A 26,101-nucleotide genomic window follows, 5' to 3' on the forward strand; every position below is an offset into this window, starting at 1 on the left:
TGTGACCGCCGCTTCGAGCGGCGCTTACTGGAACGAGATTTGGACATGGCCACGACTCTCCCCACCTGAGCACACCACCACAACGGCGCTCGCGCGATCTGTGGACGACCGCGGCGGGCCGGGTTCGACTGTGGACAACCGAGTTTCGAGACGCATCAGAGCCGGAGCGTGCCCGGGCAACCAGAAGGCACCGCCGGGCAAGTGTGCCTCGTCACACCCGGCGGGACCGGGGCAAGCCGACCGGCAAGAGGCGGCAAGCAGCGTGTTCGGTGTCGGTCCACACGCGAGGAGCCATCGTGATCACCATCGACGCCGCCATCCGCCCCGCCGCGGAACGCCGCACACCCGAACCCACGGACGATCTCCACACCAGTGTCGGGCGAACCGGGGCCCGGCACCGGAACGACTCCAGCCTCGTCGGCCGTCTGAACTCCGAGTGGACGGAGCTGTGCGCCGCCCCCACCAACCAAGCGACGGTCTCCGGCTGGGCGGCCGTGCACGGCGCCATCGCCGGCTGTGCGGATCTGCGTTCGGTCGAAGCGGCCGTCGCCGGAGCCGCTCCCGAGCAGGCCGACGAGATCCTGCTCGCCCTGGTGCGGCTCGGGCACGACGGTGACGAACTGGCCACCCGCACCGTCCTGCAGCTCATGCTGGGCAAGGCCGTCCGGATCGCAGCCAGTCACGCCGGCCGGGACACACGCGACAACCTCGAGCAAGCGACGGTCACCGCGCTCTGGACGGTCATCGCGACGTATCCCGTCGAGCGCCGTCACCGCAAGGTCGCCGCCAACATCGCTATGGACACACTGCGGATCGTGGTCGGCGAGCTCGCTCCTCGACGCCACGAACTGCCAGCAGGAGCGGACATCCCGCATGCCGTCGCGGCCCAGCCCACGCAGATCCCTGCCGACCTCGAACTGCTCGAGCTCCTGGCGTGGGCCGTGGACACGGGCGCCGTCTCCGCCCAGGAGGCAACGCTGATCGTCGACATCCACGCACCAGCACCAGGACAGCGCGGCGGAGCGGACGCCGCTGCCCGCCACGGCTTTGCCTGGCCCGCCGCCCGGCAGCGTGTCAGCCGGGCGGTGCGCCGGATCGCACGGTCCGTCCACGCCGACACTCACGAGCGAGTTGACGGGTAGCCCGAGCGGCGCCCCGTCTCCCCGGCGACGTCGCGCCCGCCATGCGGAATACGCTGCTTGGTGACCGACCTCGCGAGCCGATCGGAGCCAACGTGTTCCACGTCGTCTTCTACGAACCGCGCATCCCGCCCAACACGGGCAACGCCATCCGGCTGGTCGCCGCGACCGGTGCTCATCTGCACCTGGTCGAGCCGCTGGGATTCGACCTCGACGACGCCAAGCTCCGCCGCGCCGGGCTCGACTATCACGACCTCGCCAACGTCACGGTGCACGCCGACCTCACGGCCTTCCGCAAGGCGGCCGAGCCCGGCCGGGTGTTCGCCTTCGCCACCACGGCCACCACCCGGCACAGCGAGGTCACGTATCGTGCCGGCGACGCACTGCTGTTCGGGCCCGAGCCCGACGGCCTGCCGGACGCCGTGCTGGACGACCCGATGGTCACCGAGCGGGTCCGCATCCCGATGCTGCCCGGCCGCCGGTCGCTGAACCTCTCCAACTCCGCCGCCGTCGCCACGTACGAGGCGTGGCGCCAGCACGGGTACCCGGGGGTGTGAAGCCGTGCCGATCCGGCTGCCGCGGTGGCTCGCGCGCTCCAACCGGCACGTCGCCAACCCGGTCATGGGGTTGTGGGCGCCGTATCTGCCGCCGTGGGCCGTGGTGACGCATCGCGGCCGGCGCACCGGGCGGACCTACCGGACGGTCGTGCTCGCGTACCGGCGCGGCGACACCCTCGTCATCGCACTGACCTACGGCGAGACCGACTGGTCCCGCAACGTCGCAGCCGCAGGGCACGCGGAGGTCACGCGGCGCGGCCGCACCCAGACGATCACCCGCCCGCGCGTGGTCACCTCCAGCCGGCGAGGCGACCTCCCGCCGGGAACGCGGTGGACGGCGCGGGTCTTCGGCTCAGCGCTCGCCGCCGACATCGGCTGACCCTCGTCGTGACGGGCCTGGCAGCCCACCCGTCGGGCGCGGCCGCCGTCGTGGTTGGCCGTTGATCGGCCGAGGTTGTCGGTGGCACGCGGTAGTGTCGTTCACATGTTCGAGGAAGACGGTCACGGTGCTCTGACGGCAGGTCTGCGGGACGAGGCGGACGGCGCCGTCCTCGAGCCCACCGACGGTCTCGGTGGCGACCCGCACGACCCGGGTCCCCCGTACGGCCCGGACGGTCGGGCCGTGGTCGATCCGGCCGACGCCGGCGACGGGTTCGCGCCGGAGGCGGTCGCGGACATGCTCCCGGGGCCCGAGACGGCCGATCTGCTCACCGCCACCGACACCGCCGGCCTCGACGCGTACGACCTCGTCGAGGCCGCCGCCGGTTGGCAGCGCCTCATCGCCTGGGCACAAGCCCGGCATGCGGGCACGATGGCCGAGCTCACCCGGCGTGCGCAGATGCGCCCAGCCGACACCGGATCCCGGTCGGCGAACCCGGTCACCAACACTGCGATGGACCTCGCCGCGCGCACCGCGACCACCGTCCGGCAGGCGGAGAACACCGTCGGGCACGCCGTCCAGCTCGTCGAGGACTTCCCCGCCACCCACGCCGCCCTGACCGACGGCACCATCGACGAACGGCGCGCCCGCACCATCACCAACGAGCTCGGCGGGCACGCCCCTGCCGTTCGCCGCCGCGTCGAAATCGCGGTCCTACCGGACGCGCCCGAGCTCGACTCCGTGGCGCTGCGCCGCAGAATCACCGAACTGCTGGCGAAGCTCGCCGCCACCGACGCCCAGGACCGTTGCCGCACCGCCCGGCAACGCCGCTACGTGGCCGTCACCCCGGCCGGCGACGGCATGGCCCACCTCGACGCGCTGCTACCCGCCGAAGACGCCGTCGCGCTCAGGAACACCCTCGACGCCGCCGCGACGGCCGCGGAGCGGCACGACCGCCACGCCGGGCGCGAGCCCCGCACCGCCGATCAGCGCCGCGCCGACGCCCTCGCCGCGTTCGCGTGGACCTCGCTGAGCACCACCGAGCACGCCGGTTCCGGCACGCCGCTGGCCACAGCGCACCACCGCCCGGTCACCGTGCACCTCACCTTCCCGCTCACCACCATGCTCGGGCTCAGCGACGACCCGGCCGAGCTGCACGGCTACGGCCCCGTCCCAGCCGAGACCGCCCGCCACCTCGCCGCCGCCGGCGTCTGGACCTGGCTCGGCACCCACCCCGCCACCGGCGAGGTCCTCGACCACGGCCGCACCCGCTACCGGCCCACCCAAGCCCTCGTCGACCACGTCATCCTCCGCGACCGCGAATGCCGCGCCGTCGGGTGCCACCGGCCGGCCATCCGCTGCGAGATCGACCACCGCGACCCGTTCAGCCGGGGCGGGCCCACCGCGGCCTGCAACTGCCACACTCTCTGCAAGACCCACCACCTGCTCAAACACGGTGGCGGATGGCACCTCGAACGCACCAGCACCGGCGTATGCGTGTGGCTGTCGCCCTCCGGACACCGGTACACCGAACCACCGGAACGGACCGGGCCGGTCATCGACAGACCCGGAACCGGCCCACCGCCGTTCTGACGGCCGCGGACTCGCTGTCGTACCCCCGATGTAGCGTCGGCGCATGCAGCGCCCCGAGCCACTGCCAGACCTCGACTGGTCCCCCGACCGTGCCCACCGGTTCGGACGGGCGATGCTGGACCTGTGGGTCGAGTACCTGCGCCGGCTGCCCGATCTACCGGTCGCGCACACGCACACGCCGGCCCAGACCAGGGCCGCTGTCGCCCACGCCGTGCCGGACGATCCGCAGGACGACGACGAACTGCTGGCCGCGCTGCGCCAGATGGTGTTCGAGTACAGCACTCAGACCGGGCACGGCGGCTACATGGCGTTCATCTCCGGAGCGGGCACGGTCCCGGGCGCACCGGCGTCGCTGCTGGCGGCAGGGATCAACCAGAACGCGGGAGGCTGGCCGCTCGGTCCGGCCGCGGCCGAGCTCGAGACGCTCGTGCTGTCCTGGTTCGCCCAGCGCCTCGGCCTGCCGGCCGACAGCTCCGGCGCTTTCGTCACCGGTGGCGCGACCGCCAATCTGATGGCGCTGACGGTCGCCCGGGACACACTCGCCGGCTGGGACGTCCGGCGCGACGGTGTCGCCGCCGGTCCGCCGCTGGCGGTCTACGCCTCCGACGATGCGCACGAGACCGTCGACCGCGCCGCGGACATCCTCGGGTTGGGCACCGCCATGGTGCGGCGCATCACCACCGACGGGCGGCTGCGGATGCGCCCGGACGCGCTGACCGCGGCCGTCGAGCGTGACCTCGCCGGCGGTGTCCGGCCGCTGTGCGTCGTCGGCACGGCGGGCACGACCGAGCTCGGCGCAGTCGACCCGCTCGCCGAGCTGGGTGAGATCGCGCGGCGGCACGGCTGCTGGTTCCACGTCGACGCCGCCTACGGCGGGCCGGCCGCCATGGTCGACGACCTCCGGCATCGGTTCGCCGGCATCGAGCGGGCGGACTCGGTCACCTGCGACCCGCACAAGTGGATGAACATCCCGATCTCGTCCAGCCTGGTGCTGTTCCGCGACCCAGCCCGCCAGCTGGCGTCGTTCACCCTGCGCCCCGACTACGCACAGCTCGACGCGGAGCTCGAGCAGGACATGGTGCTGCGCTACCAGTCGACGCCGCAGTTCACCCGTCCGTTCGACGCACTGCCGGTCTGGGTGTCACTGATGGCACACGGCTGGAGCGCGTTCGCCGGGCGCATCCAGCACGACATCGAGCTGGCGCGGTGGCTGCACCACCTGGTGTCCGACCATGACGAGCTGGAGGCGCTGGCCGATCCCGAGCTGTCGATCGTGTGCTTCCGGTACGTCCCGCCCGCCGGAGCCGACCCCCTCACCGAGGCCGAGCTCGACGCGTTGAACGAGCAGATCCTCTACGCCGTGCAGCGAGCCGGCCTGGTGCATCCGTCCAACGCGGTCGTGCGCGGCCGCTACGCCATCCGCGCCTGCCTGATCAACTACCGCACCGAGGCCGAGCACGTCCGGACACTGGTGGACGAGGTCGTCCACCACGGTCGCCGGTTGAGGTAGGTACGCGGCTCAGGCGACGGCGGCGTCGAAGCGGCGCGCCTCGTCGAACGGGCCCACCACCGCCAGCGACGGCGACGCCGTCAGCAGCGTCTCCGCCAGCTCGCGCACCTGGTCCATGGTGACCCCGTCGACGCGGCTGATCAGCTCGTCGACACTCGGCAGTTCGTCGTAGACCAGCTCGGCCTTCGCCAGCCGGCTCATCCGGGCGCTGGTGTCCTCCAGGCCGAGAACGAGCCCGCCGCGGGCCTGACCCTTGCCCCGGTCGAGCTCCTCCTTGGAGATGCCCGACGAGACGACCTCGTCCAGCGTCGACCGGCACAGTTCCAGCACCTCGTCGACCTTCTTCGGCTGGCAGCCGACGTACACCCCGAACATGCCCGCGGCGGCGTGCTGGGCGGCGTACGAGTAGACCGCGTACGCCAGGCCGCGCCGCTCGCGGATCTCCTGGAACAGCCGTGACGACATGCCGCCGCCGATCGCGGCGTTCAGGACACCCAGCGCGAATCGCCGGTCGTCGTTGCGGGCCAGTCCGGGCACCGCCAGCACCACGTTGGCCTGCTCGGTGGGCCGGTGCAGCACCGACACGCCGGGCGGGTTCACCGGCGTCGTCCCCCCGATGCGCGGCGGCGCGGGCGATTCCTCGACGTCGAACCCGGCGGTGGCGAACGCGTCGGTGACCATCGCCACCACGTCGTCGTGAGAGACGTTGCCCGCCGCGGCGACGACGATGTTCCGCGGAAGGTAGTGCCCGCGGTAGTAGTCGTGGACGGTGTCGCGCGACATCGACGTGATGCTGTCGACCGTGCCGAGGATCGACCGTCCCAGCGGGCTGTCGCCCCACATCCGCTCGGCGACCAGGTCGTGCACCGCGTCCGACGGGTCGTCGTCGCGCATCGAGATCTCCTCGAGCACGACGTCTCGCTCACTCTCGACGTCGGCGGACTCGATCAGTGACGAGGTCACCATGTCCGCGACGACGTCGACGGCCAACGGCAGGTCGGTGTCGAGCACCCGGGCGAAGTAGCAGGTGAACTCCTTCGCCGTGAACGCGTTGAGCTCACCGCCCACCGACTCGATGGCCGCCGAGATGTCCAGCACGCTGCGTTTCGGCGTGCCCTTGAACAGCAGGTGCTCGAGGTAGTGGGTGGCGCCGGCCTGGTGCGGCGCCTCGTCGACCGATCCCACCCCGGCCCACATGCCGATCGACACCGACCGCACGGTCGGCACGGCCTCGGTCACGATGCGCAGGCCGCTGGGGAGGACGGTGCGGCGGACCAACCCGCCTTCGTCCTCACCCAGCAGCGTGCGCGTGAATCCCGTCACCAGCGACGATCAGACGTCGGCGGTCTCGGTGGACTCGGCGGAACCCGAATCCTCGTCGGCCACCGGCGTCAGGGCGAGCTTGCCCCGGTCGTCGATCTCGGTGATCTCGACCTGGATCTTCTGCCCGACCTCGACGACGTCGTCGACGTTCTCGACCCGCTTGCCACCCGCGAGCGTGCGCAGCTTGGAGATGTGCACCAAGCCGTCCTTGCCCGGCAACAGCGAGACGAACGCGCCGAAGCTGGTGGTCTTGACCACGGTGCCCAGGTAGCGCTCGCCGACCTCCGGCATGGTCGGATTGGCGATGGCGTTGATGGCCGACCGGGCGGCCTCCGCCGACGGACCGTCGGTGGCACCGATGAAGATCGTGCCGTCGTCCTCGATGCCGATCTCGGCGCCGGTGTCTTCCTGGATCTGGTTGATGACCTTGCCCTTGGGCCCGATCACCGCGCCGATCTGGTCGACCGGGATGTTGATCGAGATGACGCGCGGAGCGTAGGGGCTCATCTCGTCCGGCTCGGCGATCGCCTCGGACATGACATCGAGGATCGTCAGCCGCGCGTCGCGGGCCTGCTGCAGCGCGGCCGCCAGCACCGACGCCGGGATGCCGTCCAGCTTGGTGTCCAGCTGCAGCGCGGTCACGAACTCCTTGGTGCCGGCGACCTTGAAGTCCATGTCGCCGAACGCGTCCTCGGCGCCCAGGATGTCGGTCAGCGTCACGTAGCGACGCTCGGACTCGCCGGCGTCGTTCGTCAGCTCGCCGGAGATGAGACCCATAGCGATGCCCGCCACCGGCGCCCGCAGCGGAACACCGGCGTTGAGCAGCGACATCGTGGACGCGCAGACCGAGCCCATGGACGTCGAGCCGTTCGAGCCCAGCGCCTCGGACACCTGCCGGATGGCGTAGGGGAACTCCTCGCGCGGCGGGATGACCGGCACCAGCGCCCGCTCGGCGAGCGCGCCGTGACCGACCTCGCGCCGCTTCGGCGTGCCGACACGGCCGGTCTCGCCGGTCGAGTACGGCGGGAAGTTGTAGTTGTGCATGTAGCGCTTGGACTTCTCCGGCGAGAGCGTGTCCAGCTTCTGCTCCATGTTCAGCATGTTCAGCGTGCTGACGCCGAGGATCTGCGTCTCGCCACGCTCGAACAGCGCCGAGCCGTGTGCCCGCGGGATCGGCCCGACCTCGGCGGACAGGGTCCGGATGTCGGTGAGGCCACGACCGTCGATGCGTACGTTGTCGCGCAGCACCCGCTCGCGCACGGCGCTCTTGGTCACCGCACGGAAGGCGGCGCTGATCTCCTTGTCGGCACCCTCGAACCGCTCGGCCAGCTTCTCCTTGACGTCGGCCTTGATCTCGTCGAGGCGGTCGTCACGCTCGTGCTTGCCGGCGATGGTCAGCGCCTTCGTGAGCTCGTCGCGGGCGGCGTCCTCGACGGCCGCGTGGATCTCGTCGCTGTAGTCGAGGAAGACCGGAAATTCACCCGCCTCCTTGACACCGTCTTCTGTGGCGTCGGCCAGCCGCCGCTGGGCGTTGGCGAGCTCGGTGATGAACGGCTTGGACGCCTCGAGACCCGCCGCGACGACCTCCTCGGTGGGGGCGGTCCGGCCGGCCTGCACGAGATTCCACGTCTCGGCGGTGGACTCCGCCTCGACCATCATGATGGCGACGTCGCCGTCGGGCAGCACCCGACCGGCGACCACCATGTCGAACACGGCCTCGGACAGCTGCGAGTGGTTCGGGAACGCCACCCACTGGTCCTCGACCAGCGCGACACGTACCGCTCCGATCGGGCCGGAGAACGGCAGCCCGGACAGCTGAGTGGACGCCGACGCGGCGTTGATGGCGACGACGTCGTACATGTGATCCGGGTGCAGCGACATGACCGTCATGACGACCTGGACCTCGTTGCGCAGGCCGTTCGCGAACGACGGGCGCAGCGGACGGTCGGTGAGCCGGCAGGTCAGGATGGCCTCTTCGCTGGGCCGGCCCTCGCGGCGGAAGAACGAGCCGGGGATGCGTCCCGCGGCGTACATGCGCTCCTCGACATCGACCGTCAGCGGGAAGAAGTCGAGGTGCTCCTTCGGCTGCTTGGACACGGTCGTGGCCGACAGCAGCATGGTGTCGTCGTCGAAATACACCGTCGCGGAGCCGGCGGCCTGCTGCGCGAGCTGGCCGGTCTCGAACCGCATGGTGTGCGTGCCGTGCTTACCGTTGTCGATCACGGCTTCGGCACTGTGGATTTGCGGACCCGTCATGGGTCGTCCTCCTGGTACTTCGCGGGAAGGCACCTGTGACGGAGGTTGGTATGTGCCGGTCTTCGATGGAAGCCCGCGGGAAGAAACCCGAGAGCCACAACCGAGGACCGGCCGGCTACGTTCACAGTGGCCCGCCCTGTTCGGGTTGGTCGGTGTTCAGTTATACGACGAGGGAGCGGCTCCCGAGGTGGGAGTCCGCTCCCTCGACGAACGTGTCATCGGCGCAGGCCGAGCTTCTGGATCAGCGCCCGGTAGCGGGCGACGTCGGCCGCGTACAGGTACTTGAGCATCCGGCGACGCTGCCCCACCAGCAGCAGCAGGCCGCGTCGGCTGTGGTGGTCCTGCTTGTGCGTCTTCAGGTGCTCCGTGAGGTGGTTGATGCGGTGCGTCAGCAGCGCGATCTGGACCTCGGGCGAGCCCGTGTCGCCCTCGTCGCGAGCGTGCTCGGCGATGATCTGCTGCTTCGTGGCGGTGTCGGTCGGCACGGAACTCCTTGTCTGAATCGTTGCGCGGCGCGTCCGGGCATGTCCACCGGGGCACTGGTGACCGCGGCCGTTCTGACGGCGGCCCAAGAATACCAGCGCAACAGCGTCACAACCGAATCGATCGCTGCACAGCCGCCCAGAAACCCCCGGTGCGGGCCGTCGCTCAGACCTCGTCGACGCTCGCTTGCATCAGGATACCCGTCGGCCGGTAACCCAGCCGGTGGTAGAGACCGAGCGCGGCTTCGTTGTCAGCATGAGCGTCGAGCCGGATGCATCGCGCGCCGAGGCTGCGCGCCCGCTCGGCCACCGCCTGCATCAATGCGGAGCCGATACCCTGTCGTCGCCGGTCGGGATGCACTGCGACTTCCACCGACGCTGCCGGCATGTCGGCCAGCATGCTCGCTGGGCTGGGCGGCGTGAGCATCGTGACTGCGGCAAAACCCACGGCGAGGCCCGCCGCGTCGGCCATCAGCACGACCTGACCGGCGTCGTGAGCCGCGGCCCGGAAACGATCCGCCACGACACGGACCTCGGGCACCCGGTACATCCCCGGGTCGAGTTCGACGTGATGAAGCGCGCTGCCGACGTAGAGGCGCGCGAGGTCGTCCGCGTCGTCCGGGAGACGCGCTTCGCGGATTTGCCATGCCATACCGGAGACGACCATGCCCTTTCGTGCTTCTTGCTGAATCGAGATCGATCGCGTCACTGCACCTCGAGTCTCCTGAGACGTTCGAGGTACTCGCGTACGCGGATCTCGTCGGCATACTCGGCACGTAGTGTCGCCGCCAGTTCGCCCGCCGTCATCCGAAGGGACGGCAGTGACTTCTTGACGCCATCGTCGATCGCATGGCCACCGTGGTCGACGGCCTGCTCCAGATCGCCGGCGCGTGCGGCGGCGACGCCCAGGGTGATCCTGGCTTCGGCGACCCGCATCGGCGCGCGTCCGGTGGGCAGAGCCCGCAGAACCTCGGTGGCCAGACCGGCGGCGACGTCGTCGACACCCAAGGTCCGGTACACGTCCATGGCGTAGAAGTCGTACTTGGCAGGGTCGACGACGAAATGGTGGGCGATGTTGTCCGGATAGGGCAGTACATCCAGGGCCTCTCGGCCACGGGCCAGGGCCACCTCGACCTGGCGCCGGTCCCCGATGCGCGCCCACGCCTTCGCTTCTTGCGCGGCGAGTTGAGCTGCGACGCCGAATCCGTCGGCCACCTGCGCACCTGCACGAGCGCTCGCCACCGCACCGCGGTAGTCACCCGACGTGAGCGCGAACCAGGCGCGCATCTCGTACGCCCATCCCTGGATCTCACCGTTCCCGGCCTCTGCGCCGAGGCTGTATGCGACGCGCCGAGTGGCTTCGGCGTCCAACGAGTCGCCCATGTCGTATTCCACGCAGCCGACCAGCAACGCCAACCAACCGGCCAGCGCAAGCACTTCCCGGTGCTGCTGCAGGGTGAGACGGCGATGCCGCAGATCACCTACCCGTGCGAGCCAGGTCCGGGCCTCTCGCAGTAGCTCGTCGGACGGGGTGTGCGCATATGCCGAGCAGAGCCGGTCGGCGGTGATCCGCAATGTCTCCAAGGTCGCGCCATCGACATCGGAGCCTTGAACCCGCCCGAGCAACTCAGTCGTGTCCATTGCGACCGTCGCTACGTCGACCTCGGCGGAACGGCGTGGCGACGGGAAGAGCGCAAACCGTGTCGTGCCGAATGTCTTGGCGATGAGCGACTGATAGTGCGCGCTCGGCATGGTCGCGCCCGACTCCCAGGACTTCCACCGCCTGAGCACATGCTCCGGTTCCGGGACCGACCCGTCGCCATGAGCCGACATCGCACGCACAGCGTCAGCCTGAGACCAACCGCGCAGGTCCCGCTCGCGGCGGATGCGGTCCGCCCAGCCAGGCAACGATTCCGAGCCCATGTTTCAGTTTCGCACAACGCGGTGAAGACGCGGTGACAACCATGGTGACGAACCCTTGTCACCACGTTGACACCTTCCTCTCGGCGGAACTGCGGGTCACAGTCGGTACCAGATCTGACGACTCGCAGAGGAGAACCATGCCTGACATCGACGACCTTCCCCGGCTATTCGCATTGCACCGCCGGTACGATCTCACCGGCGGGTCAGGCACTGGCGTCATCGCCTACGGCACCCGCTACCCGTCCGGCCGGGTCACGCTCGCGTGGCGCTGCTCCGACGTACGATCGGTGAGCGTCTACGACGACATTGCTGACGTCGAGCAGATCCACGGTCACAACGGCCTTACCGACGTGCGCTGGATCGACCCGCCAACATCCGCCATGGCCGCGTCAGATCGGCCGGTCGTCGCCGCTCCGACCGCCGGCTCATGCTGCGCGGCGCCGCGTGACATGTGATGGTGGTGCGTTTACCGGCACCATGGCACTGGTAAACGCACCACCATCACGCTGGGCAGCCGCTCACACCCCGAGCGCGACCCGCGCCTTGGCGACGTCGTCGGTCATCGTCGCCACCAACTCCTCCAGCGAGTCGAACCGCATCGTGGGGCGCAGCAGCTCGACGAACTCGAGCAGCACCTCGTCGTCGTACAGGTCCAGGTCGTCGCGGTCCAGCACGTACGCCTCCACCCGGCGCACGGCACCGTCGAACGTCGGGTTCGTCCCGATCGAGATGGCGGCCGGCATCCGCGACGACGCCGCGCGCCCGCCGGTGCGGGTCAGCCAGCCGGCGTACACGCCGTCGGCGGGGATCATCCCGGCGCTGTCGCCGGCCATGTTCGCCGTGGGAAAGCCGAGGTCACGCCCCCGGGCGTCGCCGCGGACGACGACGCCGCGCATGCGGTGCGGGCGGCCCAGGATCTGCGCCGCCTCGGCGACGCGGCCCGCGCCGAGCAGCTCGCGCACCCACGTCGACGACCAGCGTCGCGGCGTGCCGGCCTCGGGCGCCGGAGTGACGTCGTCGATGACCTCCACCGCGAAGCCGAACCGCTCCCCCAGTTCGAGCATCGTCGTCAGGTCGCCCTCGTTCTGCCAGCCGAACCGCACGTCCCGCCCGACCACGACCGTCACCGCACGCAGCCCTTCGACCAGGAACCGGCGGACGAACGTCTCGGCCGACTGCCGGGCGAACTCCCAGGTGTAGGGCTGCACCAGGACCGCGTCGAGTCCGGTTTCGGCCAGCAGCTGCAGGCGGTCGGTCACACCTGTGAGCAGTTGCGGCGCGCGGTCGGGCTGATGCAGGTCGCGCGGGTGCGGGTCGAACGTGACGACGACCGCGCGCGTTCCGGCTGCCCGCGCGTCCGCGACCATCCGCGTCAGGACCTCGCGATGGCCACGGTGGACGCCGTCGAAGTTGCCGATGGTGACCACCGATGGCCCGAAGCCGCGCGGGACCTCGGCGAGATCGGTCCAGCAGTGCACGTGCGCTCCCCCGGTGTGAGTCCTCGATGGGCCGCCGCGGTGGCGACCGAAGGTCATTGTCCCTGACAACACCGGTCGAGGGCCACGTAGTCCGACGTCGACGATCTCACGTCCGTTCGGGGGCCTGATCCTGCTCGTCCGTGCCGACGGTGGTCCGCAACGACGTCTCGCGCATGAACAGCACGGCGACGAACGACACGAGCGCGACCACGGCGGAGATCCGGAATACCAGCGCCGTACCGTCGCCGTAGGCGTGCTCGACGACGGTGCGCACGGCCGGGGGCATGGACCCCACGTCCAGCGACGTGGAGCCGCCGCTCTGGGTGGCCGCGCTCGCGCCCGGATGCCCGGCGAGCCCCTCGGAGATGAGCGACGTGACGTGGCTGGCCAGGATCGCTCCGAGCACGGAGACGCCGGACGCGCCGCCGAGGGTGCGGAAGAACGTCACGGTGGACGTTCCGGAGCCGAGGTCGCGGTAGTCGAGGCCGTTCTGGACGGCGAGGACCAGGTTCTGCATCGTCGAGCCGACACCGATGCCCATGATCGCCATGAAGATGCCGACCTGCCACAGCGGTGTCGTGTGGTCGATCGTTCCCAGCAGCGCCAGGCCGGTGACGACCATCGCCGTGCCGCCGACGAGGAACCTCTTCCACCGCCCGGTCCGTGTCACCAACTGGCCGGTGACGGTCGTGGCCGACATCAGCCCCACCATCATCGGCAGCGTCAGCAGCCCCGCCGCGGTCGGGCTGTAGCCGCGGGCGATCTGGAAGTACTGCCCGAAGAAGATCGCCGAGCCGAACATCGCGATACCGACCGACACGCTGGCGACGATGGCCAGGATCATCGTCCGCTGGCGCATCAGCCGGGGCGGCACGACCGGGTCCGGTACCCGCCGCTCGACCACGACGGCCGCGCAGACCAGTGCGACCCCGGCCGCCACGAACGCGGCGCTGGCCGGCGACACCCACGCGAAGCTGCCACCGGCGAGCGTCACCCACACCAACAGCACACTGATGCCGCCGGGGATGAGCAGCGCACCGCGCCAGTCGATCGGGTTGTTCGACGTCAGCACCGGCAGGTGCAACGTCTTCTGCAGCAACACGAGGGCGACGCCGGCGATGGGGGCACCGACCCAGAAGCACCACCGCCACCCGAGGAAGGGCGTGTCGACGATGACGCCGCCGAGCAGCGGCCCGCTGACGGTGGCGACGGCGAGCACGGCGCCGAAGTAGCCCATGTAGCGGCCACGGTCACGAGGGCTGACCATCGACCCGAGAACGATCTGCACGAGCGCCTGCAGCCCGCCCATGCCGAGGCCCTGCAGCACCCGGAATCCGATCAGCATGCCGGTGCTCTGCGAGAACCCGGCCAGGACCGAGCCGAGGACGAAGATCGAGATGGACAGCTGCACCAGCAGCTTCTTGTTCATCCGGTCGGACAGCTTGCCCCAGATCGGGGTGGTCGCGGTCGCGGCCAGCAGCGTGGCCGTCACGACCCACGTGTACTGGCTCTGGGTGCCGCCGAGGTCGGCGATGATCCGCGGCAGCGCGTTCGCGACGATCGTGCCGGACAGCATCGCGACGAACATGGCGAGCAGGAGGCCGGACAGCGCCTCGAGCACCTGCCGGTGGGTCATCGCGCCGTTGGACGCGGCCGGTTCGTCGTTCGCGACGTCGGTGGTCATGCGGTCCTTTCCTGCAGTTCGTCGGTGCACAGCACCCGGCGGAAGTCGCCGTTGAGCCTGGTCAGCAGCGTCACGAGTTGGTGCGCGTCAGCCGCGTCCCAGTCGCTCAGCGCGGCGGCGAGCACCTCGGCGCGCCGGTCGTGAAACCGGGCGACGACGGCACGGCCCTCGTCGCCCACTTCGAGCAGGCCGGCGCGTGCGTCGGCCGGGTCCGGCCGGCGCACGACCAGGCCGCGGTCGACGAGCTCGGCTACCTGCCTGCTGGCGACGGAGGTGTCGACATGCAGCTGTTCGGCCAGCCCGGTGAGCCGCATCGGTCCTTCACGGGCGAGCAGGCCGAGCATGCCGCCGAGGGTCGGGCCGAGGCCCTCGTAGATTTCGAGATGCCGTTGGGAGAGGTGCCTGGTCGATCGCATGAGCATGCGGACCTGCTCGACGACCTCGCCCCAGACGTCTCCGGACATGGCGGAGCTCCGTCGGACGAGACTATTGGTTGACGCATACAACTATACGGACGATGGTTGCTGCACGCAACTTTCACGCCTCAGGGCTCGCGGACCTCCAGGGCCACGTTCAACCTGCCGACCAGGTCGACCATCTGGTCGACGTCGTCGGCCGGCCAGTCCTCCAGCGCCGCGCGCAACCACCGGCCCCGGGCCTCGCGCAGCTGCCGCACGCGCTCGCGGCCCTCGTCCGTGGTGTGAATCAGCCGCGCCCGGCCGTCCATCGGGTCCGGCACCCGCTGGACCAGACCCATCGACTCCATCTGCGCGATCTGGCGGCTCACCGTCGACTTGTCCAGCCCGAACCGTTCGGCCAGGTCACCCGCGCGGACGTCGCCCGCGTCGTTCAGCGCGCTGAGCAGTCCGTACGCGGCGGCCTCGAGGCGGTCGTCGACCTGCCGGGCCAGCGTCGTGGACAGCCGCCGGATCCGCCGCCCCAGCAGCGTGAGCTCGGACTCGAGCTGCTCGTGCACCTGCTGACGATCGGCCCCGTTCATCTCCCCGACTCTCATCCCACGAAGACGGCCACGTGCTTGGCGCGGGGACCTCGGTCCTCGGCCAGGGAGAGAAGAGTACCGTCCGGGCCGAAGACCGCCACCGGCCCAGGCCCCTTGCCGGTCGCCGGCAACGGCACGCCGTGCGAGACCCGCCGGGCGGTCTCTTCGTCGACGTCGACCCGCGGGAACGACTCGGCGGCGGCGTCGGCCATCGACATCATGTCGAACCGCTCCGCCAGCTCGTCGAGGCTGCGGGCGGCCTCGATCCGGTACGGGCCCACGGCCGTGCGCCGCAGCGCCGTCAGGTGACCGCCGACACCGAGGGATTCGCCCAGGTCACGCGCCAAAGCCCGGACGTAGGTCCCGGACGTGCACACGACCTGCGCCTGCACGTCGAGATACCCGCCGTCGCGGTGCAGCCCGGTCACGTCGAAACGGTGCACCGTCACCGGTCGCGCCGGCAACTGCACGTCCTCGCCCGAGCGGACCCGCCGGTACGAGCGCACGCCGTCGATCTTGACCGCCGACACGGCGCTGGGAACCTGCTCGATATCGCCGGTCAGAGCTGCTGCCCCGGCGCTCACCGCCGCCTCGTCGACCGCGGACGCGTCGGCGCCACCGGTCACCTCGCCCTCGGCGTCGTCGGTGAGCGTGCGCGCTCCCAGCCGGATGGTGGCGTCGTAGGACTTCTCGGTGCCGCTGAGATGCCCCAGCAGTCTGGTCGCCTTGCCGACGCCGACGACGAGGACGCCGGTGGCCATCGGGTCGAGCGTGCCGGCATGGCCCACCCGGCGGGTGCCCGCCAACCGGCGGAGCCGCCCGACGACGTCGTGCGACGTCCAGCCGGAGGGCTTGTCGACGACGACCAGGCCGTGCCAGTCAGGCACGCTCGTCGTCCCCGTCGTCCGGGCGGCGGTACGGGTCGGTGTCGCCGGCGTACTGCGCCTCCGCCGCCGAACGAGCCACCTGCTCGTCGGACTCCTTCGCGCTGCGCAGCAGGTCGTCGATGTGCGCCGCGTTCTCCGGGATGGCGTCCGCGACGAACTCCAGCGTCGGCGTGAACTTCACGCCGGTGCGCCGCCCCACCTCGGAGCGGACCAGCCCCTTCGCGTTCTCGAGCGCCTCCGCCGTCGCGGCGCGCTCGGAATCGTCGCCGTACACCGTGTAGAACACCGTGGCGTCACGCAGATCGCCGGTGATCCTGGCGTCGGTGACGGTCACGAACCCCAGCCGCGGGTCCTTGACCCTGCGTTCCAGCGTCTCGGCCGCGATCTCGCGGATCCGGTCTGCCAGCTTGCGGGCACGCGCTGGATCAGCCATGGGTGTCTCCTCGTTCTCGTTCCCCCGCTCCGGTTCGATCGGGCGTGATCACACCGGACGGCTGCGGATCGTCCTCATCAGAATGAAACCTACGCCGCGTCGACAGCAGCTCGATCTCCGGTCGCTCGGCGACATGCCGTTCGACGACGTCGAGCACCTCGGCGCAGCGCCCGGAGTCCGCGGCGATCACCGCCACCCCGATCTCGGCCCGGCGGTACAGATCGGTGTGCCCGACCTCGGCCACGGCGACGTCGAAGTGACGCCTGATCTCGGCCACGACCGGCCGCACCACGCCCCGCTTCTGTTTCAGGGAGCGCACGTCCCCCAGCAACAGATCGAACGTGATCGTCCCCACGAACACAACCGCCCCCAGCACTACGGATGAAGGAGTCCGCGCGACGAACCCCACGCATCGCTGTTGAGGTACGGACGGATGGTCTGACCGGGCGGTGGGATGGGGATGTCTTGTCGCAGGGCGTCAAGCGAGCTTGCGAGCAGCCCAAGACAAGAGCACCCCATCCCGCCGCCACGAAAGGCGACCACAACGGCCGAACCTCAGCCCCTCGGCTTCTCCTTCATCTCGTACGTCTCGATCATGTCGCCGACCTGGATGTCGTTGAAGTTCCCGAGGCTGATACCGCACTCGAACCCGTCGCGGACCTCGGTGACGTCATCCTTGACCCGGCGCAGCGACGCGATCTGGAGCTTGTCGCCCACGACGACGCCTTCCCGGATGAGCCGGGCGGAGGCGTTGCGCCGCATGATGCCGCTGGTGACCATGCAACCGGCGATGTTGCCGACACGGGACGAGCGGAACACCTCGCGGACCTCCGCCGTGCCGAGCTGGCTCTCCTCGTACTCCGGCTTGAGCAGCCCCTTCAGCGCCGCCTCGATCTCCTCGATGGCCGCGTAGATCACCGAGTAGTACCGGATCTCGACGCCCTCACGGTCGGCGAGGTCCTCCACCGTGCGGCTCTGCGGCCGCACGTTGTACCCGATGATGATGCCGCGGTCGATCGAGGCGAGGTTGACGTCGTTGGCCGTGACGGCGCCGACGCCGCGGTGAATGATCTGCAGGTTCACCTCGTCGCCCACGTCGATCTTCGCCAGCGCGTCCTCGAGCGCCTCGACCGAGCCGGACACGTCGCCCTTGAGGATCAGGTTCAGCGTCTCGACCTTGCTCTCGGCCATGAAGCTCTCGAGCGTGACCCGCTTGCGGGCCTTGGCCAGCGCCGCGTTGCGCTCCGCCGCCTCTCGCTTCTCGGCGATCTGGCGGGCGGTGCGATCCTCTTCGGCGACGAGGAACTTGTCGCCCGCACCGGGTACGGCCGTCAGGCCGAGCACGAGCACCGGCCGCGACGGCTCGGCCTCCACGATGGAGTTGCCGTACTCGTCGAGCATCGCCCGCACCCGTCCGTAGGACTGACCGGTGACGATGGAGTCGCCCTGACGCAGCGTGCCGCGCTGGACCAGGACAGTCGCCACCGGGCCGCGGCCCTTGTCGAGGTGACCCTCGATGGCCACACCGCGTGCGGCCATGGCCGTGTTGGCACGCAGGTCGAGTGCGGCGTCCGCGGTCAGCAGCACCGCCTCGAGCAGCTTGTCGATGTTCTGGCCCGGCTTCGCCGCGACCTCGACGAACATCGTCTCGCCGCCGTACTCCTCGGCCACCAGGTTGTACTCGGTGAGCTGCTGGCGGATCTTGTCCGGGTTGGCGCCCTCGACGTCGATCTTGTTGATGGCGACGACGATGGGCACGCCTGCCGACTGCGCGTGGTTGAGCGCCTCCACCGTCTGCGGCATGACGCCGTCGTCGGCGGCCACGACCAGAATCGCGATGTCGGTCACCTGGGCACCACGGGCACGCATGGCGGTGAACGCCTCGTGACCCGGGGTGTCGATGAACGTCAGCGCGCGCTCCACGCCGTCGTGCGGGACGTGCACCTGGTAGGCGCCGATGTGCTGGGTGATGCCGCCGGCCTCGGCGTCGACGACGTCCTCGTTGCGGATCGCGTCGAGGAGCTTCGTCTTACCGTGGTCGACATGACCCATGACGGTCACGACCGGCGGACGCGGCGTCGCGTTGGTGTCGTCCTCGGCCTCGAAGTCGATGTCGAAGGACTCCAGCAGCTCGCGGTCCTCGTCCTCGGGCGAGACCATCTGCAGGTCGTAGCCGAGCTCCTCGCCGAGCACGCGGAACGTTTCCTCGTCGACGGACTGCGTGGCCGTGACCATCTCACCCAGGCCGAACAGCACCTGGACCAGCTGGGCGGGGTCGACATCGATGCGCTCGGCGAAGTCGGCGAGCGAGGCGCCACGGGGCAGCCGGACCACCTGGCCGTTGCCACGCGGCAGCCGCACACCGCCCATCGACGGCGCCTGCATGTTGTCGTACTCCTGCCGCTTCTGGCGCTTGCTCTTGCGGCTCTTCGCGGGCTTGCCACCCGGACGGCCGAACGCACCGGCCGTGCCGCCGCGTCCACGGCCGCCACCGCCGCCAGGACGGCCACCGCCACCGAAGCCGCCAGGTCGGGCAGGGCCGCCACCACCGCCGGGACGGGGACCGCCGCCACCGCCACCGCCGCCGGGACGACCGCCGCCGCCACCGCCGCCGGGACGGCCACCGCCGCCACCGCCACCGGGACGACCACCGCCGCCACCGCCGCCGCTACCGCCACCAGGACGGTTGGACGGGCGGGACGGCATCATGCCCGGGTTCGGCCGCGGACCACCGCTGCCGCTGCCGCTGCCGCTCTCACCGCCACCGGAGCCGGAGCCGGGCTTGGCCGGCATGGCCCCCGGCGACGGCCGCGGCCCGCCGGACGGCGCGGACCCGCCGCCGCTGTCGCGGCGGGAGGACGGACGCTGCATGCCGGTGGAGCCGCCGGAGGAGAACGGGTTGTTGCCCGGGCGGGGGGAACCGCCGCCCTGACGCCGGCCCATGCCGGTGTTCTCGCCACCGAACGGGTTGTTGCCCGGCCGCGGCCCGCCGGACCGGTCCGAGCCGGAGCCGGGCTTCTGGCCGCTGTCCTTGGACCCGCCGGTCTTGGCGCCGCCCTGCTTGGCCCCACCCTGCTTGGGTGCGCCCGGCTTGGGCGCACTCGGCTTCGCCGGACCGGGTTTGGGCGCGACGTCACCAGGTGTCGGAGCCCGCCCGCGGCCGTTCGAGCTGTCCGCCTGCTCCTGCTCGGGAGCGGCGGAGGGCTGCGGTCCCGGCTTGGCCGGCGGACCGGGTTTCGGGGCCGCCGGAGTCGCCGGCGCCGCTGCGTCCGCGGCCGCGCCGGATTCGGCCGCCACGGTGCCGGGGTCGGCCGCCGGTGCGGCAGGCGCGGCCGGCTCGATGCCGGACGGCTGCGGCTCCGGCTGCGACGGACCGGACTGCTCCTGCTCCGACGGTGTCGTCGTGGTGCCGGCTGTGGGCGGCGACGGCTTCGGCGGGCGCTTGCCCGACTTGCCGCCGGACGCACCGGACTTCGCGCCGGCTTGCTCGTTGGCGTATGCGTCCCTCAGGCGACGGACAACAGGCGCTTCCACGGTCGAGGACGCCGACTTGACGTACTCTCCGAGGTCGCCCAGCTTGCCGAGGACGTCCTTGCTCGTTACGCCGAGCTCTTTGGCGAGCTCGTGTACCCGGACCTTTGCCACTGCTCTCCTTCTCGGTCCGGGGCGCGTCGGCTCGGACCGGCTAGGTGGTGCGCGTGCTCATCGCTGTGTGCTCATGGAGCGCTCGTGAGCGTCACGTCGTGTCTCCTTCGTCCTGGCCGGACGGCCGTCCTGGCCGACCGGGTTGATCCTCCTGCCCAGCGAACCACCGACGCAGCCCTGTGACGTCGAGCGTCCTCTCGCTGCGCAAGGCTCGCGAGAACGCTCGACGTCGCTCGGCTAAGTCGAGGCATTCCGAGCGCGGGTGAACGTACGCTCCCCGTCCCGGAAGCCGGCCGTCGACATCGGGCACCAGCTCACGGGGTGAGCCGGAGCCGTCCGCGACGACTCGGAGCAGGTTGGACTTCACCGCACGGGACCGACAACCTATACACGTGCGCACAGGCGGCCGGCCGGACGCGCGGTCTTCCACGCAGACAGTCTAGCGTCTATCCGGCCCGAAGACGTCACGCCGGGGTGTTGGCGGAACGAATCACCGTCTCCGGATCGGTGTCGGAACGGATGTCGATACGCCAGCCGGTCAGCCGGGCGGCGAGCCGGGCGTTCTGCCCCTCACGGCCGATGGCCAGGGAAAGCTGGAAGTCGGGGACGGTCACCCGGGCCGCGCGCTCCTCGAGGTCGACGATCTCGACCCGCTGCACACGCGCCGGCGACAGCGCGTGAGCCACCAGCTCCGCCGGGTCCTCCGACCAGTCCACGATGTCGATCTTCTCACCGTGCAGCTCGGTCATCACCGCGCGCACGCGTGAGCCCATGGGGCCGATGCACGCACCCTTCGCGTTCAGGCCCGGAACCGTCGCGTGCACGGCGATCTTGGTGCGGTGACCGGCCTCGCGGGCGATGCCCGCGATCTGGACGGTGCCGTCGGCGATCTCGGGGACCTCGAACGTGAACAGCTTCTTCACCAGGTTCGGGTGGCTGCGAGAGAGGGTCACCATCGGACCGTGGGTGCCCTTGCGCACCTGGACGACGTAGCAGCGGATGCGGCTGCCGTGCTCGTAACGCTCTCCGGGGACCTGCTCGGCGGCCGGCAGCACGGCCTCGATCTTGCCGAGGTTCACCATCACCGTGCGGGCGTCGTGGCCCTGCTGGATGGTGCCGGAGACGATGTCGCCCTCGCGGTCGAGATAGTCGCCGAAGGTCACCTCGTCCTCGGCGTCGCGCAGCCGCTGGAGGATCTCCTGCTTCGCGGTCGTCGCGGCGATCCGGCCGAACCCTTCGGGGGTGTCGTCCCACTCCCGCACCACGGTCCCCGCCTCGTCGAGCTCCTGCGCCCAGACCGTGACGTGTCCGCTGGTGCGGTCGAGCTCGACGCGCGCCCGCGGCTGAGCGTGCTCGGAGCGCTGGTAGGCCAGCAGGAGCGCGCGTTCGAGCGCCTCGACCACGAGCGAGAAGGAGATGTCCTTCTCCCGCTCCAGCGCCCGCAGGAACGAAAGGTCGATGTCCACGCTGACGTCACTCCTCTTCGCCGTCGTCGTCGCGACGGAACTCGACCTGAACCTTGGCCTTGCGGACGTCGTCGTAGGCGACATCGCGGTTCGCGCCGTCGACCTCGAGCACCGCCGCGTGCTTGCCGGCCGAGACCACCCGGCCGGTCACGGCCTGCCGGTCCGAGCCGTGGAACCGGACACGCACCAGCCTGCCGACGGCGCGCGACCAGTGCCGCGGCAGCGTCAACGGCCGGGAGACCCCCGGCGAACCGACTTCGAGCGTGTACGGGTCGTCGCCCATGGCGTCGCTGTCGTCGAGCGCCCGTGCGATCAGCCTCGACACCTCGGCGCAGTGCTCGAGATCGACGCCCTCGTCCGAGTCGACGACGATGCGCAGCTGACTACGCTTACCGGTCTGGGTGAGCTCGACGTCCTCGAGGTCGAGGCCCTCGGCCGTCACGACCGGATCGATGATCCGCCGCAGAAGGTCACGAGTGGCAGAACTCATCCGTGCCCTCCTCGATGTCGAGTTGTCTGCCGTGGACGCGCAGCGGCTGATGGCGCACGCGGCCGTCCGGCGCACCCCGCGCCGGTACACCCAGCGTAGCCCAACATCGGCGCCGCGCATGACAGCACTACGGCGTGGCGGCGGCTGCCGGCGGGTGCCGCGGCGCCACCGGCTACGGTGTCCCGGTGAGCGAAGTGGTCGACGGACGACGGCGGCGCCTGCTCGTCGCAGCCGCGGCCGTCCCGCTGGCCGGCGCCGTCCCGGCGGCCTGCGGCGCCGATTCGGCGGCCAAGACGGCTCCGGGCTCGCGCGCCCGCCTCGACGCCGACGTCAAGGTCCGTTGGCGGGCGGTGCGTGCCGAACGCGTCCTGCTGAGGCTGCACCGCGCGACGGTCGAGTCGCACCCGGACCTGGCCGACACGCTTGCGCCGCTGACCGCTCGGCACGAAGAGCACCTCGCGACCCTCGAGTCCGGTGGCCCGCTCCCCTACGGCACGACGGGGCTGCCCGCGGCCGACGTCCCCGGCGACGCGGCAGCGGCCCTGGACGCGGTCGTCGAGGCCGAGGCCGCCGCGGGCCGCGCACGCGTGCAGGACTGCGCGGCCGCCACCGGACCCCGGCTGGCGGCACTGCTGGCCTCGGTCGCCGCCTGCGAGAGCGGGCACGCCGCCGTCCTGGAATCGGGGTGATCACCGCGTGAGCGACGCGCAAGCAGCACTGACCGCCGCCCAGGCGGTGCTCGCCGGCGAACACGCCTGCGTCTACGGCTACGGCGTCGTCGGCGCGCACCTGCCGGACGACCACGACGCCGCCCGTGCCGCGCTCCGGTCGCACCGTGCCCGCCGCGACACGCTGACTCGCCTGGTCCGCGAGGCCGGCGCCCAGCCGGTCGTGGCCGAGCCCGCCTACACCCTCCCCGCGCCGGTCACCGACGAGTCCGGCGCGGTCCGGCTGGCCACCGTGCTGGAACGCCGGCTCGCCACGCTGTACGCCGACCTCGCCGGCGCCGCGGACACCCCGCAGCTGCGCCGGTTCGCCGCGCAGGGCCTCGTCGCCGCGCACCGCGACGCGCTGCGGTCCTGGAACGGCGAGGCCGTCGCGTTCCCGGGGCTCGGTGACCGGGCCGGCGCATGATCACCGTTCCGGACGGCCTGCGCCGCTCTGCCGTCGACTTCTTCGGCACGAGCGGCGCCCGCTGGGCCGACTCGCTGCCCGGACTGGTCACCGAGTACCTCCGGCAGTGGGACCTGCGCCTCGACCTGCCGCCGTCCGGACAGCCGTGGCACGGCATGGTGGGCGTCGTCGTGCCGGTGCGCACCGCCGCGGGCGAGCCGGCGGTGCTGAAGATCTCTCCGGCCGACCGGGAGAACGAGCACGAGCACACCGCGCTGGCCGTGTGGGACGGTTCCGGTGCGGTCCGTCTGCTCGAGGCCGACCCGCCACGCCGGGCGATGCTGCTGGAGCGGCTGGACGGCGACCACGACCTCACCGGTGTCCCGGTCGACGAGGCCGTCCCGGTGCTGGCCGACCTGCTGAACCGGCTGGCGGTGCCGGCGCCCGCCGCCCTCGGCACCGTCGCCGCCGAAGCCGAGCGCTGGGTCGACGAGCTGCCCCGGCGCTGGCGCGAACTCGGCCGCCCGGCGCCGGACCAGCTGCTCGAGCGCGCCGTCGACACGGCCCGCCGGCTCGGGCCCGAGTCCGGTGACCGGCTCGTCCACACCGACCTGCACTACGAGAACGTCCTCGCCGCACCCGCGCACGTCGCGGCGGCGGGGCGCGGCGACTGGCTGGCCATCGACCCGAAACCGCTCGCCGGCGACCGCGAGTTCGCCGTCGTTCCGATGCTGTGGAACCGGCTGGACGACCTCGACGGCCCCGACCGCGCCGCGGCGCTGCGCCGGCGGATGCGAGTCATCGCCGACGCCGCGGGCCTCGACCACGACCGGGTGCGCGAGTGGTCCATCGCGCGCGAGGTGCAGAACATCGTCTGGTACGCCGAGGACGGGATGGACGACGACCGTCGCCGTTCCGCCTGGGTGGCGCAGAGCCTCGCCGGCTAGAGGTCGAACCGTTCCAGCTCGCGGAGCTTGTTCGTGACGTCCAGCGCGGCGACCTTGTACGCCTCCGACAGGGTCGGATAGTTCAGCACCGTGTCGACGAGGTAGTCGACGGTGCCGCCGCACCCCATCACCGCCTGGCCGATGTGCAGCAGGTCCGCGGCGTTCGTGCCGAAGACGTGCACGCCGAGGATGTGCCGGGTGGACGGCGACACCAGCAGCTTGAGCATGCCGTACGAGTCGCCGACTATCTGCCCGCGTGCCAGCTCGCGGTAGCGGGCGATGCCGGCTTCGTACGGCACGGCGGCCTCGGTCAGCTCCACCTCGGTGCGCCCGCAGTAGGAGATCTCCGGGATCGTGTAGATGCCGATGGGCTGGATGTCGTGCAGCTCGTTCGCCGGCTCCCCGAACGCGTGCTGCGCCGCCAGGCGGCCCTGGTCCATGCTGGTGGCCGCGAGCGCCGGGAAACCGATGACGTCGCCGACGGCGAAGATGTGCGGCACGGACGTGCGGTACTGCCCGTCCACGGAGATGCGCCCGCGCGCGTCCGCCGTCAGCCCGGCGGCCTCGAGGTCCAGCTCGTCGGTCATCCCCTGCCGGCCGGCCGAGTACATGACGGTCTCGGCCGGGATGCGTTTGCCGCTGGCGAGCGTCGTCACCGTGCTCTGCCGGCCGATCTCCACCTTCTCGACCTCTTCACCGAACCGGAACGCGACCGAGAGGTCGCGCAGGTGGAACTTCAGCGACTCGACCACCTCCGGGTCGCAGAACTCCAGCATCCGCTCACGGCGCTCGACGACGGTGACGCGTGTGCCCAGGGCGGCGAACATCGACGCGTACTCGATGCCGACGACACCCGCGCCGACCACGACCATCGAGTCCGGGATCCGCTCCAGGGACAGGATGCCATCGGAGTCGACCACCCGGCCGTCGTCGAACTCGACGTGCGGCGGCCGCGCCGGCCGGGTGCCGGTCCCGATGACGATGTTGGCCGCGCTCAGCTGGCGCCGCTCCCCCGACCCCTCGACGACGACGGTGTGCGGCCCGGTGAACCGTGCGGTGCCGACGACGAGGTCGACGTGGTTGCGGAACAGCTGCGAGCGCACCACCTCGACCTCACGGCCGACGACGTGCTGTGTGCGCGCCAGCAGGTCCTGGACGGTGATGTCGTGCTTGACCCGGTAGGACTGCCCGTACAGCTCCTTCATCGACAGCCCGGTCAGGTAGATCACCGCTTCGCGCAGCGTCTTCGACGGGATCGTCCCGGTGTTCACGCAGACGCCGCCGATCATGTCCCGCCGGTCGACGACCGCGACGCGGTGGCCGAGCTTCGCGGCGGCGATGGCCGCCTTCTGCCCGCCCGGTCCCGATCCGATGACGAGCAGGTCGTAGTCGTACTCCGGGTCGTCCACGCGAGCCCTCCTCCGGCGTCGGTCGGTCACGTCCAAGCATGACGGCGCAGGCGCCTGGTGGCCAACTTCCGGAAACTCGCCTGTGCGGATGGCTGCTGGTGATCTCGTCGGCACACGACGGGCCGGCGCCGGTGCTGACCCGATGACGGTGGGGACCTGAACACACCTCGATGAGAAAACTGACGGATGGGGCCGCTTCGTGTCGCGGACGCGTCGCTGTTCTCACCGAGGTGCGTTCAGGTCCCTGACGATTTCGGCGCCGGCCGTCACGGCGCGGGCGTGATGCGCGTCGGCGTCGTCGACGGCCACGTACACGTTGACCGGGGCCAGGTCGGACATCGGGTCGCCCACGCCGAGAGTGCCGATCATGACGACGCCGGTGCCGTA

Annotated in this window: 26 protein-coding genes and 1 pseudogene; 9 read left to right on the plus strand and 18 right to left on the minus strand. The window is 71.0% G+C overall.

What is annotated here, in order from left to right:
• Positions 1–296: 296 nt before the first annotated feature.
• The 5 genes from CLV30_RS18415 to CLV30_RS18435 all read left to right on the plus strand — a co-directional run bounded on the left by CLV30_RS18415 (position 297) and on the right by CLV30_RS18435 (position 5,178).
• Complete coding sequence (locus tag CLV30_RS18415; RefSeq protein ID WP_129710911.1) at positions 297–1,142, plus strand: hypothetical protein; 846 nt, start codon at positions 297–299, stop codon at positions 1,140–1,142.
• 92 nt (positions 1,143–1,234) lie between these two features.
• Positions 1,235–1,696: a tRNA (cytidine(34)-2'-O)-methyltransferase gene (locus CLV30_RS18420; protein WP_106538771.1), complete on the plus strand. Its 462-nt coding sequence runs from the start codon at positions 1,235–1,237 to the stop codon at positions 1,694–1,696.
• A gap of 4 nt (positions 1,697–1,700) precedes the next feature.
• Positions 1,701–2,075 (plus strand): nitroreductase family deazaflavin-dependent oxidoreductase, encoded by a 375-nt coding sequence (locus tag CLV30_RS18425; protein WP_205740604.1) that lies wholly within the window; start codon positions 1,701–1,703, stop codon positions 2,073–2,075.
• A gap of 105 nt (positions 2,076–2,180) precedes the next feature.
• Complete coding sequence (locus CLV30_RS18430; protein WP_106538696.1) at positions 2,181–3,668, plus strand: HNH endonuclease signature motif containing protein; 1,488 nt, start codon at positions 2,181–2,183, stop codon at positions 3,666–3,668.
• 43 nt (positions 3,669–3,711) lie between these two features.
• A complete protein-coding gene (locus tag CLV30_RS18435) occupies positions 3,712–5,178 on the plus strand; it encodes a pyridoxal phosphate-dependent decarboxylase family protein (RefSeq protein WP_106538697.1) in 1,467 nt (488 codons plus the stop codon).
• Between the two features lie 9 nt (positions 5,179–5,187).
• Here the strand turns inward: CLV30_RS18435 and CLV30_RS18440 are convergent, their stop codons facing one another.
• The 5 genes from CLV30_RS18440 to CLV30_RS18460 all read right to left on the minus strand — a co-directional run bounded on the left by CLV30_RS18440 (position 5,188) and on the right by CLV30_RS18460 (position 11,072).
• Positions 5,188–6,501, minus strand: coding sequence for a M16 family metallopeptidase (locus CLV30_RS18440; protein ID WP_205740605.1), 1,314 nt, complete (start codon positions 6,499–6,501; stop codon positions 5,188–5,190).
• A 9-nt stretch (positions 6,502–6,510) separates the two neighbouring features.
• Positions 6,511–8,757 (minus strand): polyribonucleotide nucleotidyltransferase, encoded by a 2,247-nt coding sequence (locus tag CLV30_RS18445; protein WP_106538699.1) that lies wholly within the window; start codon positions 8,755–8,757, stop codon positions 6,511–6,513.
• 215 nt (positions 8,758–8,972) lie between these two features.
• Positions 8,973–9,242 carry a 30S ribosomal protein S15 gene (rpsO, locus tag CLV30_RS18450; protein ID WP_106538700.1) on the minus strand — a complete coding sequence of 90 codons (270 nt, stop codon included), beginning with the start codon at positions 9,240–9,242 and terminating at the stop codon, positions 8,973–8,975.
• Positions 9,243–9,405: 163 nt separating this feature from the next.
• Positions 9,406–9,948, minus strand: a complete 543-nt coding sequence (locus tag CLV30_RS18455) for a GNAT family N-acetyltransferase (RefSeq protein WP_129710912.1) — start codon at positions 9,946–9,948, stop codon at positions 9,406–9,408.
• Positions 9,945–11,072, minus strand: coding sequence for an NsdA family TPR-like regulatory protein (locus tag CLV30_RS18460; RefSeq protein ID WP_106538702.1), 1,128 nt, complete (start codon positions 11,070–11,072; stop codon positions 9,945–9,947). Before CLV30_RS18460 ends, CLV30_RS18455 begins: the two co-directional genes overlap by 4 nt.
• 131 nt (positions 11,073–11,203) lie before the next feature.
• On the opposite strand from CLV30_RS18460, the gene CLV30_RS18465 reads away from it, so the two are divergent.
• Entirely contained in the window at positions 11,204–11,617 is a 414-nt protein-coding gene (locus CLV30_RS18465; protein WP_129710913.1) for a hypothetical protein, read from the plus strand.
• 63 nt (positions 11,618–11,680) lie between these two features.
• On the opposite strand, the gene CLV30_RS18470 is transcribed toward CLV30_RS18465, so the two are convergent.
• The 11 genes and pseudogenes from CLV30_RS18470 to rimP form a co-directional block, all read right to left on the minus strand.
• Positions 11,681–12,640: a bifunctional riboflavin kinase/FAD synthetase gene (locus tag CLV30_RS18470; protein WP_106538704.1), complete on the minus strand. Its 960-nt coding sequence runs from the start codon at positions 12,638–12,640 to the stop codon at positions 11,681–11,683.
• A gap of 106 nt (positions 12,641–12,746) precedes the next feature.
• Positions 12,747–14,324: an MDR family MFS transporter gene (locus CLV30_RS18475; protein WP_205740607.1), complete on the minus strand. Its 1,578-nt coding sequence runs from the start codon at positions 14,322–14,324 to the stop codon at positions 12,747–12,749.
• Entirely contained in the window at positions 14,321–14,788 is a 468-nt protein-coding gene (locus CLV30_RS18480) for a MarR family winged helix-turn-helix transcriptional regulator (RefSeq protein WP_106538705.1), read from the minus strand. Before CLV30_RS18480 ends, CLV30_RS18475 begins: the two co-directional genes overlap by 4 nt.
• An 80-nt stretch (positions 14,789–14,868) precedes the next feature.
• Entirely contained in the window at positions 14,869–15,324 is a 456-nt protein-coding gene (locus CLV30_RS18485) for a MarR family winged helix-turn-helix transcriptional regulator (RefSeq protein ID WP_106538706.1), read from the minus strand.
• Between the two features lie 11 nt (positions 15,325–15,335).
• A complete protein-coding gene (gene truB / locus CLV30_RS18490) occupies positions 15,336–16,211 on the minus strand; it encodes a tRNA pseudouridine(55) synthase TruB (protein ID WP_106538707.1) in 876 nt (291 codons plus the stop codon).
• Positions 16,204–16,644 (minus strand): 30S ribosome-binding factor RbfA, encoded by a 441-nt coding sequence (gene rbfA / locus CLV30_RS18495; RefSeq protein ID WP_106538708.1) that lies wholly within the window; start codon positions 16,642–16,644, stop codon positions 16,204–16,206. The genes truB and rbfA overlap by 8 nt, the downstream gene beginning before the upstream one ends.
• Positions 16,645–16,711: 67 nt before the next feature.
• Positions 16,712–17,005 (minus strand): annotated as a pseudogene (locus CLV30_RS18500) (DUF503 domain-containing protein); the annotation flags it as partial.
• A 194-nt stretch (positions 17,006–17,199) separates the two neighbouring features.
• Positions 17,200–20,289, minus strand: a complete 3,090-nt coding sequence (gene infB, locus CLV30_RS27605) for a translation initiation factor IF-2 (RefSeq protein WP_106538710.1) — start codon at positions 20,287–20,289, stop codon at positions 17,200–17,202.
• 91 nt (positions 20,290–20,380) lie between these two features.
• Positions 20,381–20,719, minus strand: coding sequence for a DUF448 domain-containing protein (locus CLV30_RS18510; RefSeq protein ID WP_106538711.1), 339 nt, complete (start codon positions 20,717–20,719; stop codon positions 20,381–20,383).
• 34 nt (positions 20,720–20,753) lie between these two features.
• Positions 20,754–21,755 (minus strand): transcription termination factor NusA, encoded by a 1,002-nt coding sequence (gene nusA, locus CLV30_RS18515; protein WP_106538712.1) that lies wholly within the window; start codon positions 21,753–21,755, stop codon positions 20,754–20,756.
• A 7-nt stretch (positions 21,756–21,762) separates the two neighbouring features.
• Complete coding sequence (gene rimP, locus CLV30_RS18520) at positions 21,763–22,245, minus strand: ribosome maturation factor RimP (protein ID WP_106538713.1); 483 nt, start codon at positions 22,243–22,245, stop codon at positions 21,763–21,765.
• Positions 22,246–22,430: 185 nt separating this feature from the next.
• Here rimP and CLV30_RS18525 point away from each other — a divergent pair, with 185 nt between their 5' ends.
• From CLV30_RS18525 to CLV30_RS18535, 3 genes are read left to right on the plus strand one after another with little or no spacing between them, the layout of a single operon-like run.
• Positions 22,431–22,934 carry a hypothetical protein gene (locus CLV30_RS18525; protein WP_129710914.1) on the plus strand — a complete coding sequence of 168 codons (504 nt, stop codon included), beginning with the start codon at positions 22,431–22,433 and terminating at the stop codon, positions 22,932–22,934.
• A 7-nt stretch (positions 22,935–22,941) separates the two neighbouring features.
• Positions 22,942–23,379, plus strand: a complete 438-nt coding sequence (locus CLV30_RS18530; protein ID WP_106538715.1) for a ferritin-like domain-containing protein — start codon at positions 22,942–22,944, stop codon at positions 23,377–23,379.
• Positions 23,376–24,305: an aminoglycoside phosphotransferase family protein gene (locus CLV30_RS18535; protein ID WP_106538716.1), complete on the plus strand. Its 930-nt coding sequence runs from the start codon at positions 23,376–23,378 to the stop codon at positions 24,303–24,305. The genes CLV30_RS18530 and CLV30_RS18535 overlap by 4 nt, the downstream gene beginning before the upstream one ends.
• On the opposite strand, the gene sthA is transcribed toward CLV30_RS18535, so the two are convergent.
• Both sthA and CLV30_RS27040 read right to left on the minus strand, forming a co-directional pair.
• Complete coding sequence (gene sthA, locus CLV30_RS18540) at positions 24,302–25,714, minus strand: Si-specific NAD(P)(+) transhydrogenase (protein WP_205740608.1); 1,413 nt, start codon at positions 25,712–25,714, stop codon at positions 24,302–24,304. The two genes, CLV30_RS18535 and sthA, sit on opposite strands and share 4 nt — an antisense overlap.
• Before the next feature lie 222 nt (positions 25,715–25,936).
• Entirely contained in the window at positions 25,937–26,083 is a 147-nt protein-coding gene (locus CLV30_RS27040; RefSeq protein WP_205740609.1) for a VOC family protein, read from the minus strand.
• Between the last annotated feature and the right edge of the window lie 18 nt (positions 26,084–26,101).

Origin of the sequence: Haloactinopolyspora alba (assembly GCF_003014555.1) — a bacterium.
Lineage (GTDB): Bacteria > Actinomycetota > Actinomycetes > Jiangellales > Jiangellaceae > Haloactinopolyspora > Haloactinopolyspora alba.

Bases quoted from the DNA above. Each gene is read 5' to 3' on its own strand.
- CLV30_RS18430 (WP_106538696.1), top strand. From the start codon at position 2,181: ATGTTCGAGGAAGACGGTCACGGTGCTCTGACGGCAGGTCTGCGGGAC.
- CLV30_RS18435 (WP_106538697.1), top strand. From the start codon at position 3,712: ATGCAGCGCCCCGAGCCACTGCCAGACCTCGACTGGTCCCCCGACCGT.
- CLV30_RS18445 (WP_106538699.1), bottom strand. From the start codon at position 8,757: ATGACGGGTCCGCAAATCCACAGTGCCGAAGCCGTGATCGACAACGGT.
- CLV30_RS18460 (WP_106538702.1), bottom strand. From the start codon at position 11,072: ATGTCGGCTCATGGCGACGGGTCGGTCCCGGAACCGGAGCATGTGCTC.
- CLV30_RS18465 (WP_129710913.1), top strand. From the start codon at position 11,204: ATGGTGACGAACCCTTGTCACCACGTTGACACCTTCCTCTCGGCGGAA.
- CLV30_RS18475 (WP_205740607.1), bottom strand. From the start codon at position 14,324: ATGACCACCGACGTCGCGAACGACGAACCGGCCGCGTCCAACGGCGCG.
- CLV30_RS18480 (WP_106538705.1), bottom strand. From the start codon at position 14,788: ATGTCCGGAGACGTCTGGGGCGAGGTCGTCGAGCAGGTCCGCATGCTC.
- CLV30_RS18485 (WP_106538706.1), bottom strand. From the start codon at position 15,324: ATGAACGGGGCCGATCGTCAGCAGGTGCACGAGCAGCTCGAGTCCGAG.
- rbfA (WP_106538708.1), bottom strand. From the start codon at position 16,644: ATGGCTGATCCAGCGCGTGCCCGCAAGCTGGCAGACCGGATCCGCGAG.
- rimP (WP_106538713.1), bottom strand. From the start codon at position 22,245: ATGAGTTCTGCCACTCGTGACCTTCTGCGGCGGATCATCGATCCGGTC.
- CLV30_RS18535 (WP_106538716.1), top strand. From the start codon at position 23,376: ATGATCACCGTTCCGGACGGCCTGCGCCGCTCTGCCGTCGACTTCTTC.
- CLV30_RS27040 (WP_205740609.1), bottom strand. From the start codon at position 26,083: ATGATCGGCACTCTCGGCGTGGGCGACCCGATGTCCGACCTGGCCCCG.